Origin of the sequence: Clostridium sp. AUH-JLR23, from assembly GCF_964238065.1 — a bacterium.
Classification (GTDB): Bacteria; Bacillota_I; Bacilli_A; order Erysipelotrichales; family Coprobacillaceae; genus Allocoprobacillus; species Allocoprobacillus merdigallinarum.
In genome coordinates this window covers 141,143-157,512 of sequence record NZ_CAXSKY010000002.1, presented here as the reverse complement: position 1 = coordinate 157,512, position 16,370 = coordinate 141,143, and the positions used below count along the sequence as shown (strand labels likewise).

Below are 16,370 nucleotides of genomic sequence, written 5' to 3'. Positions count from 1 at the left end.
CTACGTATTAATAAAGTTGATAGAAAGGAGAAGGTATATTTTAATGACTGATAAATGAGTCAATTATAATATACCAGTGAAAAATATGTTAACTTATTCATTTAAAGAATTGGATATACCTATGTATGAATATTTATATCAATGCATTAAAAATGATATTATCCATCAAAAACTCAAACCCCATGAAAAATTACCTTCTAAACGTGCTTTTGCGAAAAATCAAAATGTCAGTCTTATTACTGTAGAGAATGCCTATCATCAGCTTCTTATTGAAGGATATATTTATTCTAAAGAAAGAAAAGGATATTTTGTAAGTGAACTTCATTATCCCCATTATATAAAAAGTCATTCTTCTGTTATGACAAAACCAAAACAAACTCAGTATCGTATAGACTTAAAATCAAATTCTGTATCTTCTTTACATTTTCCATTTTCTACATGGTCTAAAATGACACGTCAAGTCCTTTCATCTCAATCACAAGAATTGCTTTCACGTTCTCCACATCAAGGTTGCGAATCTTTAAGGCGTGCTATCTGTTCACATCTTTATGCCTTTTGTGGAATGAATATTTCTCCTGATCAGGTGATTATTGGAGCTGGAAGTGAATACCTTTATAATCTAGTGATTCAATTATTAGGAAGAGATCAGATATATGCCTTAGAAAATCCAGGTCATCACAGTATTTCCCAAGTCTATCACATCAATCATGTCAATTATCATTACATTACCTTAGATCAACAAGGCATTGATATAAAGGCACTAAGACAAAGTCAGGCACAAATCGTGCATATCTCTCCTGCTCATCATTTCCCAACAGGTATCACAATGCCCATACAAAGACGTTTAGAATTACTTCAATGGGCAGAAGAATCCCATCGTTATATTATTGAAGATGATTATGATAGTGAATTTCGTATGCGAGGAAAACCACTCTCCCCACTCTTTCAGATTGATCAAAATGAACATGTGATTTATATGAATACATTCTCTAAAACACTAGCCCCTTCATTTCGTATTAGTTATATGATTTTACCACCTCATCTCGTTCAAATTTTCCAACAAAAATTAGGTTTCTATACATGTAGTGTATCAAGCTTTGAACAGATTATTCTTGCCGAGTTTATCCAAAACCATCACTTTGAAAAACACATTAATCGTATGCGTAACTACTATAAATCCATCCGTGATGAATTTCTTCTCCAACTTTCACAAAGTCCTCTCTTTTCCCAAATTACAATTACTGAAGAAAACTCAGGCTTACATTTTCTACTTCATTTCTCTTTGCCATATAGCGATGAATTTATTTTAAAACGTGCTCAAGATTTAGGAATCAACATGAGCATGCTTTCCCAATTTTATGACCAACCATTTGATTCACATACAATCGTGATTAACTATTCTGGACTTTCTATTGAAGACATTCCTTTAGCCGTTCAATTACTGTGTCAATTATTAATGGAATAAAAAAAAGGACAAAATAAATTTTGTCCATGGCGATTAATCATCTTTGATGATTATCGTTTTTTTAATAAGAAAACTGCTTTATATCATCTGATATTTGCTTTGATGGCAGCAACGTCTTTCTATATTTGCATACTACTGCAACAGATATTTGTGCCTGTTCTTTGATTTCCATATTCCCATAGCAGAAGTATAACATAAGCTTCCGCTTTTTTTTACCTTAACCAACCGTCTAAAACCCGTGGGATTGCGGTAGCCTCATTTCAAAAGTTTTTCATACAGTTCATGATGTTTAGCATCTTCTCCATCTTGATGCTTACTTTTTGAATTTATATTTACCTTTTCCATGACCAAATACTGGCTCTATAATATCTTTCTGTACTAAATTGGAAAGAAGCTTAGAGGCACCAGATTGCTTCAAATCAATGACCTTCATGACTGCACTTCTACCAAATACTTCATCATACCCGAATTTCTCAAATAATCTACGAACATGATTTGCTGTTTTAACGGATAAATCTTTTTCTTTTACTAAAAGTGTACTTTCAATATCCACTTTTGTATCTTGAATGTCCACTTCTGTGCTTCCAATGTCCACTTTTTTAGTATTTAAAAATCCACTTATATGCATATCTCGGTTATGTAGTTCATTTTTCTCATTTAAAAGCAGATTTCTGAGAAAAATTTCAAGGTATTCCGTTGTTTCATGAATTCCTTTTTGCAAATTGGTATAATTCGCACGGACTAGTGCATTTCTAAAATACCAGGCATTTTCGGCAAAGATATCATTAGTTGCAGAAAAACCAAGTGTTCTAAGATATTTAATAAAAAATACCGCTGTTGTCCTTGTGTTACCTTCACCAAAAATATGAATCTGCCATAGTCTTGAAACAAATATTGCAAGATGATGGATGATTTCATCCATTGATAGACCTCTATAACTAAAGCTTTTTTCCTGTGAAAAGTCATATTCAAGTGTTGCCCTAAGCTCTGAAGCACTACCATATATCACAGTTTTACCGTCAAGTACCCACTCTTTCTTAGTTATATTGTAATTTCTAATCTTCCCAGCATGACTATATATTCCCTGAAAGAGTTTGCGATGGATGGAAATATATTCATTAGGCGAAAATGAAAACGCAGTTTCAGAAAGTATCTCGGCAATTCGAGAAGATACCTTATCTGCTTCTTCTGTGCGTTCTTCATTTGACAGATGTACAGGTTTTTCCTTATAATAACTTTCAATAAGATTTTGTGCTTCCTTAATTGTGATTTTACCCTCGATGTTTTGGAGAGCAGTATCAATCAAATACTTTGAAGGCTTCAAACCATCCACAGCCTGAAGTCCGATGGCAGTACTCCAAGCATAACTTTTATCAACTTTTTCTGGTTCTGATTCTTTCAAATACTCTTTAAATGGATCTCTTTTCATGTTTACCACCTCATATTTTCTTTTTTTATTTTAAATCATTATCTGTTTATTCATAGGTATTAAAATAACCAAAAGTCAAAAAAGTTTCTGTATACCTAACATATGGTTTTCTTGTAACAAGACCACAAACTACTTCACCAAAAGCTTCACTTTTATTCGAACTTAGCAATACTATTTTAAGTTTACAAAAAATAGATATTTGGATTAGGAAAATCTTGTTTCCCTTTATAAGTTGTTATCTGATTCAACAAACGATTCTCCAATACCAAAAAATCTTTCAAAAAATAATTTTAGCTTATCAATAACATTTTGCTTTTTAATAGATCTATTGCTATTACCAAAACGAGATACTGGTGGCATAAGCTTGTCAATATCAGTTCCAATCGTCTTAATTTCGCCGTCTCTAAATGCATTTTCAATAAATTTCCTTGTTTCTACTTCTTTAAGCTTTTCTTCCTCAATTATCTTTAAAAGTTCCTCTTCACGCATTTTAGCTACATAATCATGCCATTCTGCCATCACATCTTGAACATCATTAATTCCAGCAATAAAAGTTTCTATAAGTGCTTTTTTACTACGTAGTTCAGGACTCGCATCAATAGCCTTAGTAATTGTAATCAGAACTTCTTTATCTTCACCATGACTATCATGATACTTTTTAACAAGCATCAAAATATAATCAATATTAATTTCTATTTGTTTAATAAGTTCAACTTCAAATACGATATCATCAATAATATTCTTACTTTCACCTTTTTTATTTTTTTCATACCACTCATCACGCAAATCCTGATATCTACCCAGATAATCCTGTAAGTCACGTTCACTGATCATTTCTTTACCAGCAAATTCATCAAATGTTGACAAAAGATTTCTCATACGTAGAATTGCTCCAAAAAGAGAAATAAAATCCTTTTGCTTTTGTTCACCTATAATTTGTGAATCAGTCAATGGAAAATCAGATAATAATTCAGTCATCATATCCACATAGCCAGGATATACTTTTCCCTCGACACTCTCATAACCATAATAATAGTCATTAAATCCTTTAAGAAGAACAATTCCACCAGCATTCTTATCCCCAAATAGTGATATAGCAGTATCAACACGTTTTTGAAGATTTCTAAAACATACAATATTTCCAAATGTCTTAATGGAATTAAGAATACGATTTGTTCTAGAAAATGCCTGAATTAATCCATGCATTTTTAAGTTCTTATCTACCCACAAAGTATTAAGCGTTGTTGCATCAAAACCAGTAAGAAACATATTAACAACAATCAAAAGATCAAGTTCCTTATTCTTCATTCTAAGTGAAACATCTTTATAATAATTCTGGAATTTATCACCATCGGTAGAATAATTCGTATGAAACATTTCATTATAATCATTGATAGCATCTTCAAGAAAATCCCTTGAGGATTGATCAAGTAAAGATGTATCTTCTGAATTTTCTTCGTCAAGAATACCATTTGTATCATCTTGAACTTCAGCTTCATTTGCCCCATAACTAAAGATAGTTGCTATACGTAATTTCTTTGTTGGATCTTCTTCCATCTGTTTTTTAAATTCATGATAATATAATTTAGCCATAGGTACTGAAGCAACTGCAAAAATAGAATTAAATCCATTAATACGCTGTTTCTGTTTAATTTCTTCTACTGCACCATTTTTACCAGATGCAACTTCAGAAATATTCATAAGTGAATTATAAATATATGTTTTATCACCTCGATATGTCTTTCTATCAAAATTATCAAGAATATACTTCGTAACAAGTTTGATTCTTTCTGGGGCCATCATTGCTTTTTCACGGTCAATATCCCATACTTTTTCATCATCAATATCTTCATTCATATCCATTGTTTTTATATAATCAACCCTAAAAGGAAGGACATTCTTATCATTGATTGCATCAACAATGGTATATGCATGCAATTGATCACCAAATGTTTGTTCTGTTGTAAAAAACTGTGCTTTTTTCATGCTTCCTGTATTTAAAGGAAATATTGGTGTTCCTGTAAATCCAAACAAATGATATTTCTTAAAACTTTTGACAATAGCAGCATGCATATCGCCAAATTGACTTCTATGACATTCATCAAAAATAATCACAACATGTTGATTATAAACATTATGTTCTTTATTCTTTTTAATAAAAGTCGCCAATTTTTGAATGGTTGTAATAATAATATGCGCATTTTTGTCTTCTAACTGCCTTTTTAATACTGCAGTTGATGTATTACTATTCGCTGCACCTTTTTCAAAACGATCGTACTCTTTCATTGTTTGATAATCTAGATCTTTACGGTCTACAACAAATAACACTTTATCAATATATGATAGTTGGGATGCCAATCTTGCAGTCTTAAAGGATGTAAGAGTCTTACCTGATCCCGTCGTATGCCATATATATCCTCCGCCTGCAACATCTCCATATTTTTTATAGTTATTAGCAATTTCAATACGATTTAAAATGCGCTCAGTCGCTGTTATCTGATAAGGACGCATAACCATCAGCATATTTTCTGATGTAAATATACAATACTTTGTTAAAATATTCAGTATTGTATGTTTTGCAAAAAACGTTCTTGTAAAATCAATCAAATCAGAAATCACATGATTATTAGAATCAGCCCAAAAACTTGTAAATTCAAAGCTATTACTCGTTTTACCTTTTCTTGCAGTAGCAGGAGATTTAATGTCTTTAATAGCATTAAATCTCGTACTGTTAGAATAATATTTTGTATTTGTACCATTAGAAATAACAAATATCTGAATATATTCAAACAACCCACATCCTGCCCAAAACGAATCTCTTTTATATCTATCTATTTGATGAAATGCCTCTCTAATCGCAACACCTCTTCGTTTTAATTCAACATGAACAAGAGGTAATCCATTAACTAATATTGTTACATCATATCTATTATTATATTTAGCGCCATCATCTCTTCCTACTTCATATTGATTAATAACTTGTAAAAAGTTATTATGAATGTTCTTCTTATCAATAATAGTAATATTTTTTGTGCTTCCATCATCACGTTTTAATATTTGAACATTATCTTCTTGTATTTTACGTGTTTTTTCAACAATTCCTTCATTTTGATTAGCGAGAGAATTTTTAAAAAATCTATTCCACTCATTATCTGAAAAATGATAATCATTAAGTTTTTCTAACTGTTCACGTAGATTTAAAATTAAATCTTTTTCAGAATGAATATTTAAATACTCATATCCCTGTTCTATAAGCATACGAATGAATTCTTTCTCTAAATTTGCTTCAGACTGATAATAATCAGAGCGCTTTTTTACAGGCTCATATTCTGTAACTACAGTATTTTCTGTTGTCTGAGCAACAATATTAAAGTATGGCATATCTTCGCCTCCTTACTTTTATATTTCCTTAAATGTTAATAGCTTATCTCTATAATATTCATGTTGTTTCTGTCTTGCTTCAATTTCAGCAGGAAGACTAGAAGCAATGTCATTACATAATGTATCAAATCTATCAAGAATAGAAACGATCCTTTCTTGTTCTTCTATGATTGGAAGACAAAAAGTATATTGCATTATTGCCTCTTTATTTCCTCGAGGCATTTTTGCCCCTTTTGCATTTTGCATATTATATTCAAAAAATTCATCTGAACTTAGTACATAAAATAAAAATTTGGAATTTACTATTGAATCATCACTTACTCTTATATCTAATACGTCTCCATTTGTTCCACCGTTATTATCTGCGTACCATATTTTTTTCAAATATGGTCTTATATTTCCTATCAGAATATCTTTCTCCATATATTTTGTTGCTTTGCCTATACTAGGTAATGTACTAGCTTTAGTTTTTCCACGTTTATTTTGTAACAAATTTTCTACACTAATATAATTCTCTTCATTTAACTCTGAAACATCTATTCTATCTTTTGAATACTCAGCAATATCAGATAATTTAACATTTATATATCCAAACACATACTGAATAAGCCTAATTATTGCTTGTCTGTCTGTCTGTCTGTCTGTCTGTCTGTCTGTCTGTCTGTCTGTCTGTCTGTCTGTCTGTCTGTCTGTCTGATTATGTCGCCGGTTTCAGCAAATGTCAACAACATATCTCGATAATATTCATATTGTTTTTTACGTGCTTCTATTTCAGCAGGTAGCTCAATATTCAAGTCATTACAAATCTGTTCAAAATTATCTAAAACTTCTACAATTCTCTTTTGCAATTCATGATTAGGAATAGCCATTTCATATTCTCCAATTATCCTTCCAGTTAATGACGCTCTAGTTGCAAACGAACATTTTTTAGTAACATAATTTCTAAATGAAGATGTTGAAAAGCAATATGCACAATATTCTGGAAGTAAATCATCTGTTTTAGGGGTTGCTTTAACTGTAAATCCGTTAAATACGCATTCTTCTAAGTCTGATAACATAACTGAAGACCAACCAATATCTTCAGCTGTTTCAGAAGTTCTGGTAAATAACACATCCCCTCTATTAACTCTTAACTTATTCATTTCATCGGGCGTACACTCAACAAAAGATGTAACATTTTCTTTTTTTAATGCCCTATGATTATACACATCAGTATATGTAATAAACGGTACACCTCGCCCAAAAAAATCTTTTCCCTTACTCAATCCATTTCTAAAATCAAAAATATCACTTAATTTCTTACGCTCTATTTTAGCATCAAAAGACAATAATCTATCTCTATAATATTCATACTGTTTCTTTCTAGCTGTAAGCTCTGCTGTAAGTTCTGCTGTAAGTTCTGCTGTAAGTTCTGTGAAATTGTCCAATATACGTACAATTTCACGCTGTACCTCTAAAGGAGGAACGGCTATTTTTAATGATTTAAAATCTTTACCTGTTAATTTAGGTATATTTCCATGTACCAAAGATGTTACATCTATCGTCTGAAGATAATGATATAAATAGCGCAACATCACTCCCTGTTTTTCTTCAATGATATGAGCGTGATTGTTTACCCAAATCTTACCCTTTGCCCATGTTACAACTGGTGTTCCTGATTTTGTAATTACACTCCCGTCCTCACCAACTAAAACAAAAGTACCATCAAAAATATAATCTTCTACATAATCCTGAACCCCATTTGCACCGTAATAGGGATATTCTCCAACCACACGCATTGATTTTGCTATTGGTTTACGTTTTTTATCAAGTAAATTACAGCAATCGTCAAGGCACCTTATTTCTACTCCATTAGGAGATAATTCCTCTAATAATCTTTCTAATTTGCTCATTATCTTCAACCTCCTTTCTTTTTTTAAAATTTTATTACTTTTTTAAGTTTTTCTATGAGTCTCTCTTTTTCTATTTCTTCATACAGTTGTTTTATATTTTGTATTGAGGGAAATAAACCTCTATTTGCAAATTCTTTACATTCTTTTTCTACATAATCGTATTCTAAAGCATTGAATCCTCTATCAACATTATCTTTGTTTTGTTTATCAAATGACTTAATTAATATTTGCTGTCTATGAAATTGTTGAATCATATTCACATATGCCTCAATAAAATCAGCACATTTATTGTATTTCTTATTATAAACAAATCTAAATTCCTGAGCATCCTTTTTTAAGTTTTCACAATCCGTTAAAAACATTACCTTTTTTGAATGGTCTAAAGGTGTTTTCATAATATCAGCTAACATGTAGAAAGTAGATGAATTTGTTATGTAGCTGAATACAACATCTATAGACATTGGATTTAATCTATCCAAGAAAAATATATTGCTTTTATAAAGATTCCACATATCCATTAATTCAAGATACAATCTTAATCTTCTGTCAAATAAGTTTTGTTTCTTTGTTTTTATATTTTGATACACATTTATTCCTATTGCTACAATTGACAAAATTATTGTTGTAACGCTTAAAATAATATTCCACATAACTAGTCCTCAATCTCTGCAATGATCTTATCTATCTCATCACGAAGTATTTGCTCACGTTCTACAATCCTTTTTATTTCTTCATTAAGCTTAACTATATCAATTTTTTCTCTTGTATCCTCAGCTTCAACATATGTAGAAACAGAAAGATTATAGTCATTATTAGTGATTTCTTCATAATTTGCTAAATGTGTTACATGTTTAATATCTTCTCGTTTTGTAAACATATCAACAATATGATCTATGTTTTCTGGTGTTAACTTATTATTGTTTGTGACTTTAATACATTCTTTCGTTGCATCAATAAATAATGTTTTGTTATCTTTTTTATTCTTCTTCATGACCATGATACATGTCGCAATAGAAGTTCCAAAGAATAAATTACTTGGTAATTGAATAATACAGTCAATATAGTTATTATCTATCAAATATTTACGAATCTTCTTTTCTGCACCACCACGATACATAATACCAGGGAAACATACGATTGCAGCTGTTCCGTTAGGTGCAAGCCATGAAAGACTATGCATGATAAAAGCAAGGTCTGCCTTGCTTTTTGGTGCTAATACACCTGCTGGCGCAAAACGTGGGTCATTAATAAGTAACGGATTATCACTACCTGCCCACTTAATGGAATATGGTGGATTTGATACAATCAATTCAAATGGTTCATCATCCCAATGTGCTGGTGATATCAGCGTATCTTCGCAGGCAATATTAAACTTATCAAATTCAATATCATGTAAAAACATATTGATTCGACAAAGATTGTATGTCGTAATATTAATTTCCTGTCCATAAAAACCATTACGAATCTTATCTCTGCCTAATACTTTTTCTGCTTTCAAAAGTAATGATCCAGATCCACAAGCCGGATCATAAACTTTATTTATTTCAGTTTTATCCACTGTTCCTAATCTTGTAAGAAGCTCTGATACATCTGCAGGAGTAAAGAATTCTCCTCCTGATTTACCAGCATTTGATGCATACATCATCATTAAATATTCATAAGCATCTCCAAATGCATCAATATCATGATTCTTAACATTTCCAAGATTCATATCTGCAATACCATCAAGCAGTTTATAAAGTTTTTCATTTCTTTTAGCTACAGTTGACCCTAATTTATTACTATTGACATCAAAATCATCAAATAATCCTGCAAAATCTGATTCTGATTCACTCCCTTTTGCTGATTCTTCAATATGTCTAAAGACTTTTTCTAGTGTTTCATTAAGATTTTCATCATTTTGTGCTTTTTTTCTAACATTACAAAAAAGTTCAGAAGGTAATATAAAGAATCCTTTTTCCTCAACAAGTCCTTCTCTTGCTTCTTCAGCTTCCTCATCACTCATATTTGCATAATCAAATTCTATATTACCTGCTTCAATTTCTCCTTCATTGATATAATTTGTAATATTTTCTGATATGTAGCGATAAAACATGGTACCTAAAACATAATTTTTAAAATCCCATCCATCTACTGCTCCACGAAGTTCATCTGCAATTGCCCATATGGCACGATGCAACTCATCTCTTTCCTGTTCTTTTTTATTATCTAAAGCCATGTATCATTCATCCTTTCCTTTCTGAACCCATTCATTTTCCAATTCATTAAAATCAATATGATTCACTTCACAAAATTCCTTTAATTTTTTCATTGCTAATAGATTTGGTCTAACCTTACCATTCTCCCATCTATTAATCGTTGAAAAAGAAACTGCCAATTCCCTTGCAAATGCCTCTTGTGATAAAAAACATTTTTGACGTATTTTCTTTATTTCATCTGAATAGGTCATCTCATACTTCCTCCTCGTAACTTCATATCTTTTAATGATATAGCATTATTATAGCATTTACTTAACAACTAATAAAATATTATTTTTTCATCTTAATAATCAAATATCATAAGCAAAATATCAAATATATCTTTAAATTGCTTTAGATAATTAAAAACGTAGGTTATATTTCTAAATAAAATAATGTCAATATCATTTAAAAACAACCCTATAACCTACAGTTGCATTATCTTCCTGATAAAACTATAGTGTGACAGATGCGGATGTGAAATGGAAATGGACGGATACATATTAAGTGAAATAGCGGAGGCCGATGGAGATGATGAACTGTCATGCATCTGCATAAAATGTGGAAAAGGAACAATGCACTAGGTCAAAAAATAATATATCTGGTTACTTTTTAATTTGCTTATTATAAATATTTACTTTAAGCATTTATTAACCAAACAAAACCAAATTTCTATAATATGAAAAAAGATGTTTTCTACACTACATAGAAAACATCCCAATATATTATAAAAAATTTATTTTCATACACAAAATACATGTCTTATAGAAGGGAAAGTCAAGATATATGAAATAAATGATTTTTATGCTTTAAAAAAGTTAAGTCAAGATATTTATGGTCTGTTGCCTTCACTTTTTTAAGGCTTTTTATTTTTTCTGTGGAAACTTTGCATTAGGATAAATACGTTCCATTCTTTCATTTGGATAATGCTGATCTAGAAATTCTTCTACAGGATTTTGAGCATTGATTTGTCCATTTTGTCTTTCTGAATATCTTTGAATAGCTAATCCTGATATGATAATATTGATTGTCATAAAAACAATAAAACACCATGAAAGAATTGTTCCTGTTTTTTTGGGGATTTTTTCAATGAAGTCTGATAATTTTGGATAAATGATTTTAATCCAAATCACAGCTACAATTCCCCAGAAGAAACAGAATAATAAATTAATACGTCCTCCTAAGTTAAAAGGAAGATGACTATAATCCCAAAAGACTGTTCCAAAAACTAATTCTGTAAAAACACTACATGCATATTCATAAGCTCCACCTACAACCGTTCCAAACAAGAAAATAAAACGGTCACTCTTATAACGATACTGATATAACAGTAAAGTTAATAAAGCACAGCCAATTCCCCAAACAATAGAAAAAGGACCATAAATCACACTACTACGACTCATCCATATTCCTGTTGTATAATGACACCATAATGTTTCAACAATATCTCCTAAAAATGCACCAATAAGAAATAACCATAATAATTTATAAAAAGAACATCCTTCAGCAAATACAGTTGATTTTTCAACTTTTGGCTCATTTAAAATTTCTTTTTTATCAAGATTTGGAAATGCATTCACAAAATGTTTAAGTGTCCATTCAGATATTCTCATGCCTAAACGATCTGCCGTTCTTTGCATGTTTTCTGATACCTCTTTAATGACACCTTTTTTCACACGTGAACGTGTACTTAAAATACCTGTGATTGTCCCAACAAAATCTACTGCCATAACAACACCCATAATAATCAAGAGAATCTCTCCAACGGATGAAGGAATCAAATGAACAGCGTTTAAAAGTGTTGGCTCAATAAATTCAACACAGATGATAGCCATCAACCCCCAAAGAATTGTATAAGGCATGTGCACATAACTACCGAATTGGAATCTCTTTCTTGAATAATCCCACCATTTATGGTGAAAAATTTTCTGTAAGAAAAAACCTGTCATATATACAACAAAGGAAGAAATAATTGCCCCTCCTAAGAACATAAAAAACCATTGATCATGAAGTTCATGTAATAAAATAAAAAACAAAACCCCACAAATACCATAGGATGGGCAATATGGTCCATATAAAAATCCAACATCAACAAACTTCTTACGACGATATGCCGCAAGAATAGTTCCTATGACCCAACCGACAAAAGAATAAACAAAAAATATCCATAATTGATCATAAATTAACTTTTCCATCATTTCCCTCCAACATAGTCTATATGATACTATCATAGATATATGAATAATACATGAAGAAAAAAGAAAAAAATCAGAAAGATTTCTGATTTTCATCCCATTGTTTCACAACTCGACATGGATTTCCATAAGCAAGACTATGTGGTGGTATATCTTTGGTCACTACACTTCCTGCCCCAATGACACAATCATCACCAATCGTGACTCCTGGCATGACGGAAACATGAGCGCCAAACCAGACATTACTTCCTACACGAATAGGCAAGGCAATTTCTAATCCCTGATTACGTTTTTGATAGTCTAGAGGATGATTCGCTGTATAAAAACCACAATATGGACCTACAAAAACATAATCACCTATTGTGATACTTCCACCATCCATAAAATAACAAGAGCTATTAATAAAAACATTCTTTCCTAATTGAATACGACTTCCATAATCACACATAAATGGACTTATAATTTCCAGATTTTCTGGATAATAACCTAATAACTGTGTCAAGATGTCTTTTCTTTTTTCAACATCCCCAGGTCTTGTATGATCTAAATCAAAGCATAGATCTTTAGCTTTTATACGCATTTCTAATAATTGGGCATCATTATTGGCATCATACCATTCTCCACGTTCCATCTTTTCTAATTCATTACTCATGATATTCTCCTTTTCAATCATTTCTTAATCATTAATCACCTCAATTGCTTCACTGATAGATGATACGATATGTGTTGCTTTTTCCTGAACAATTTGTGGTGAATCATGAAATGTAAATGAACAATCAGCACTTTCTAACATAGGAATATCATTATAAGAATCTCCTATGCCATAGACCATATCCAAATGCAATAATTCTTTCAATTTCTTGACTGCTTCTCCTTTAGAACATCCTCTTTTAACAATATCTATATATTCTTTATTTTGAAAAGCAATAATTTCTTTGTATGTTTCATTTAAATCCTGTGTCCATTCTTTGGCCTGTTGTTCATGAACAGCATTAATTGATAATCCAAAAATATGTTCATCTCCAATACAATCAATAGACTCTACATATGTTTGAGCTATTGGAATTTTTGAATCTTTCACTAATGTATAAATACGAAAATCTGCCTGAATAGAAACTTCAGCTTTTTGATGATATTGTTGATAAATAGCTTTCATCATATCTTTAGATATTGTCTGTTCATATAAGACATGACATTCTTTATCTAAAATGCAGGCGCCACTGCTCACAATATAAAAATCTGGTTGAATACAATCTTTGATATAATGTTGTACACCTATCAATGGTCTACCTGTACACAATCCAAATAAATGATATTTTTGAAAATGAACAATAGCTTGTTGATCATTTTCTTTAATACCATCTTCAAAATATAATGTTCCATCAAAATCACTGGCTAATGCTTTCATTGTTGACTCCTTTTAAATAATAATCTATCATCTGTAATTCTTCTATCTTAATGCAATGAGGAACTTGTTTATGTAAAACCAATTGTTGGCATTTGGTAAGTGGCATCCATTGAACTTCTTCCACTTCTTCTTTTTGTAAGACAAAATCGCCATCATACCATAAGACATAAACATGCGAAACTTGTACATTATGAAATGGTTTTTCATGAAATACATTGTGGCTATTGCTGTAACTTGCACCAATATAATGTAATTCACCCTTTGTCGCCTCGACTCCCAGTTCCTCTTTTAATTCGCGTAATGCCGAAGTTTCAAAGTCACTTCCTGCTGGAATATGACCAGCACTTGAAATATCATAACATCCCGGATAAGAATCTTTATTGAGGCTACGTTTCTGTAAGAGAATTTCGACATCCTGCTTTTTTCTTAATAACCAGACATGGCTAGTGCGATGACGAATGCCATGACGATGTGCATATTCTCTTTCTACAATTTCTCCCGTTGGATTTCCCACTTCATCTACGATATCTAAATATTCCATCAACTCATCACCTCTTTCTATTCTACTACATTTTACATTTTAAATGAAAGATAAAACTCTTAAAACCCATATCCAAAATGTTAAAGAAAAACCACTCAGTAATGTTGTTAACATGACAACATTACTGCTTAAAACACCAGCATGTCCCATATTCTTTGCCATGACATAACATGTCACTGTTGATGCAGAACCTAGCATAACCAAAATAGCTATTAACTGTTCCTGACGAAAACCTAAGATGATAGCAAGTGGTAAAAACAGGAAACAGAATCCAAACAATTTAAAGAAAGATGCTAAAAAGGCAGGTTTTATCTGACTGATAGCTTTATCCAAACGAAAAGAAGCACCCATCGCTATCAAACCTAATGGTGTAGCCATATTGGCAACATAGGATACACTTTTTGAAAGAATGGTCGGCATTGGTAAAGAACATAAAGACCATAAAAATCCAACTGCAATCCCAATAATAATCGGATTCTTTAATATTCCTAGACATGTCTTTTTCAATAAATCACGATTAACTCCATCCCCATGAGGCTGATAGAAAGACAAGATAATCACAGCAAATATATTATATAAAGGTACACTTCCTATAATCATTAGTGGTCCCATTGTAGAACTTCCATATATGTTTTGAATTAAAGCGACTCCCAGCAAGGCTGCACTACTGCGATACGTTGCCTGAATAAATTCACCTTGAATACTTTTATCTTTTAAAAATTTTGATATTATCATCGCAATCAAAATACTTATAAGTGTCACAACAAAACAAAATGCAACAAAAGAAAAATTCCATACTTCTAAAAAATCAACTGTCGCCAAATCTTGAAACAAAAGAACTGGCAAAGGAAGCATAAAGACAAAACGATTTAATTGAGAAGCAAATTCTTCACTCATCCACCCCAACTTTCTTAAAAGCATTCCTAAAACCATCATCAAGAAAACTGGAACTGTCGCATTGAAACTAAATAATAAACTATCCATGTTTAAACCTCATCAGGAAATAATATTTTTAAAATACGTTCTAAGCCCTGATTTTCAATAGCGCAACAAACCAGATCTGCTTTTTGTTTTAATGCTTCAACAGCATTCCCCATCGCAACACCAACTTCACAATATTCAATCATTTCCATATCATTCAATCCATCCCCAAAAGCATATGTCTGTTGACGACTCACATGATAATAATCTAAAACTTTTTGAATGCCGACAGCTTTAGAAATCGTTGGTGAAAAGAATTCAAAAGCATTTTCACTGCCATGTTCATCATGATGAATAACACTGCCAAATTTATCCTGAATATAATTTTCTATTTTTGCTTTATCTTTATTTAAAACATTAGCTTCTATCTTGATTGTTCTTTTTAAAACCTCATCTTTATCAAAATCCAATTGGAACATTTCTTTCATACCAGCCTGAGAAAAGAAATCATAAAGTTCATGATAGCTAGGATCAATATAAATCGCATCAGCTGTTTCTAACATATAGTCACATCGCAGGTCTTCTAGCATCTGAACAGTTTTCACACATAGTTTGTAATCCATTCTATCTTCATAAATAGATTGCCCATCAATTTCAACATATCCACCATTAGCTAATATATATCCATCAAATCCTACATTTAATAAATACTGATTGATCATAGCTTTAGGTCTACCACTAGATATAAATATTTTATGTCCCTGCTCTTGAATTCTTTTTAATTGGTAAAGAGCCCCTTGTGGTATGTCAGGAATACCTCTAGCAGTATCCAATAATGTTCCATCAACATCAAAAAATAATATTTTTGATTGCATGATTCCACCCCCATAACTGATATCTA

The 16,370-nt window shown here is 31.4% G+C and carries 14 protein-coding genes; 1 reads left to right on the top strand and 13 read right to left on the bottom strand.

Translation table 11 applies throughout. The features are described from left to right. The first annotated feature begins 85 nt into the window (after positions 1-85). The gene (locus ACESR5_RS01970; RefSeq protein ID WP_373153960.1) at positions 86-1,465 is read left to right on the top strand and encodes a PLP-dependent aminotransferase family protein; all 1,380 of its coding nucleotides are present in this window, start codon (positions 86-88) and stop codon (positions 1,463-1,465) included. A 313-nt stretch (positions 1,466-1,778) separates the two neighbouring features. Here the strand turns inward: ACESR5_RS01970 and ACESR5_RS01965 are convergent, their stop codons facing one another. The 13 genes from ACESR5_RS01965 to ACESR5_RS01905 all read right to left on the bottom strand — a co-directional run bounded on the left by ACESR5_RS01965 (position 1,779) and on the right by ACESR5_RS01905 (position 16,344). Continuing rightward, positions 1,779-2,894, bottom strand: a complete 1,116-nt coding sequence (locus tag ACESR5_RS01965) for a Fic family protein (RefSeq protein WP_087936720.1) — start codon at positions 2,892-2,894, stop codon at positions 1,779-1,781. Positions 2,895-3,119: 225 nt separating this feature from the next. Next, the gene (locus tag ACESR5_RS01960) at positions 3,120-6,275 is read right to left on the bottom strand and encodes a type I restriction endonuclease subunit R (RefSeq protein WP_373153959.1); all 3,156 of its coding nucleotides are present in this window, start codon (positions 6,273-6,275) and stop codon (positions 3,120-3,122) included. Between the two features lie 18 nt (positions 6,276-6,293). Further along, positions 6,294-6,872, bottom strand: coding sequence for a restriction endonuclease subunit S (locus ACESR5_RS01955; protein WP_373153958.1), 579 nt, complete (start codon positions 6,870-6,872; stop codon positions 6,294-6,296). A gap of 17 nt (positions 6,873-6,889) precedes the next feature. Beyond that, positions 6,890-8,176 (bottom strand): restriction endonuclease subunit S, encoded by a 1,287-nt coding sequence (locus ACESR5_RS01950; protein ID WP_373153957.1) that lies wholly within the window; start codon positions 8,174-8,176, stop codon positions 6,890-6,892. A gap of 14 nt (positions 8,177-8,190) precedes the next feature. After that, the gene (locus tag ACESR5_RS01945; protein WP_373153955.1) at positions 8,191-8,817 is read right to left on the bottom strand and encodes a hypothetical protein; all 627 of its coding nucleotides are present in this window, start codon (positions 8,815-8,817) and stop codon (positions 8,191-8,193) included. 2 nt (positions 8,818-8,819) lie between these two features. Then, positions 8,820-10,385, bottom strand: coding sequence for a type I restriction-modification system subunit M (locus ACESR5_RS01940; RefSeq protein ID WP_373153954.1), 1,566 nt, complete (start codon positions 10,383-10,385; stop codon positions 8,820-8,822). A gap of 3 nt (positions 10,386-10,388) precedes the next feature. Then, positions 10,389-10,616 (bottom strand): DNA-binding transcriptional regulator, encoded by a 228-nt coding sequence (locus ACESR5_RS01935; RefSeq protein ID WP_087936714.1) that lies wholly within the window; start codon positions 10,614-10,616, stop codon positions 10,389-10,391. A gap of 654 nt (positions 10,617-11,270) precedes the next feature. Then, entirely contained in the window at positions 11,271-12,599 is a 1,329-nt protein-coding gene (locus tag ACESR5_RS01930) for a putative ABC transporter permease (protein WP_373153953.1), read from the bottom strand. Between the two features lie 73 nt (positions 12,600-12,672). After that, positions 12,673-13,251, bottom strand: coding sequence for a sugar O-acetyltransferase (locus ACESR5_RS01925; RefSeq protein WP_373153952.1), 579 nt, complete (start codon positions 13,249-13,251; stop codon positions 12,673-12,675). 24 nt (positions 13,252-13,275) lie between these two features. Continuing rightward, entirely contained in the window at positions 13,276-14,007 is a 732-nt protein-coding gene (locus ACESR5_RS01920; RefSeq protein ID WP_373153951.1) for an HAD family hydrolase, read from the bottom strand. Next, entirely contained in the window at positions 13,988-14,548 is a 561-nt protein-coding gene (locus ACESR5_RS01915; protein WP_373153950.1) for an NUDIX domain-containing protein, read from the bottom strand. Before ACESR5_RS01915 ends, ACESR5_RS01920 begins: the two co-directional genes overlap by 20 nt. A gap of 39 nt (positions 14,549-14,587) precedes the next feature. Continuing rightward, positions 14,588-15,532: an AEC family transporter gene (locus tag ACESR5_RS01910; protein ID WP_087298229.1), complete on the bottom strand. Its 945-nt coding sequence runs from the start codon at positions 15,530-15,532 to the stop codon at positions 14,588-14,590. Between the two features lie 2 nt (positions 15,533-15,534). Next, positions 15,535-16,344 (bottom strand): HAD family hydrolase, encoded by an 810-nt coding sequence (locus ACESR5_RS01905; protein ID WP_087936709.1) that lies wholly within the window; start codon positions 16,342-16,344, stop codon positions 15,535-15,537. Positions 16,345-16,370 lie beyond the last annotated feature (26 nt).

Coding starts and splice junctions, on each gene's coding strand:
- ACESR5_RS01960 (WP_373153959.1), bottom strand. CDS start 6,275: ATGCCATACTTTAATATTGTTGCTCAGACAACAGAAAATACTGTAGTT.
- ACESR5_RS01915 (WP_373153950.1), bottom strand. CDS start 14,548: ATGGAATATTTAGATATCGTAGATGAAGTGGGAAATCCAACGGGAGAA.
- ACESR5_RS01935 (WP_087936714.1), bottom strand. CDS start 10,616: ATGACCTATTCAGATGAAATAAAGAAAATACGTCAAAAATGTTTTTTA.
- ACESR5_RS01945 (WP_373153955.1), bottom strand. CDS start 8,817: ATGTGGAATATTATTTTAAGCGTTACAACAATAATTTTGTCAATTGTA.
- ACESR5_RS01940 (WP_373153954.1), bottom strand. CDS start 10,385: ATGGCTTTAGATAATAAAAAAGAACAGGAAAGAGATGAGTTGCATCGT.
- ACESR5_RS01905 (WP_087936709.1), bottom strand. CDS start 16,344: ATGCAATCAAAAATATTATTTTTTGATGTTGATGGAACATTATTGGAT.
- ACESR5_RS01925 (WP_373153952.1), bottom strand. CDS start 13,251: ATGAGTAATGAATTAGAAAAGATGGAACGTGGAGAATGGTATGATGCC.
- ACESR5_RS01920 (WP_373153951.1), bottom strand. CDS start 14,007: ATGAAAGCATTAGCCAGTGATTTTGATGGAACATTATATTTTGAAGAT.
- ACESR5_RS01965 (WP_087936720.1), bottom strand. CDS start 2,894: ATGAAAAGAGATCCATTTAAAGAGTATTTGAAAGAATCAGAACCAGAA.
- ACESR5_RS01970 (WP_373153960.1), top strand. CDS start 86: ATGTTAACTTATTCATTTAAAGAATTGGATATACCTATGTATGAATAT.
- ACESR5_RS01930 (WP_373153953.1), bottom strand. CDS start 12,599: ATGGAAAAGTTAATTTATGATCAATTATGGATATTTTTTGTTTATTCT.
- ACESR5_RS01910 (WP_087298229.1), bottom strand. CDS start 15,532: ATGGATAGTTTATTATTTAGTTTCAATGCGACAGTTCCAGTTTTCTTG.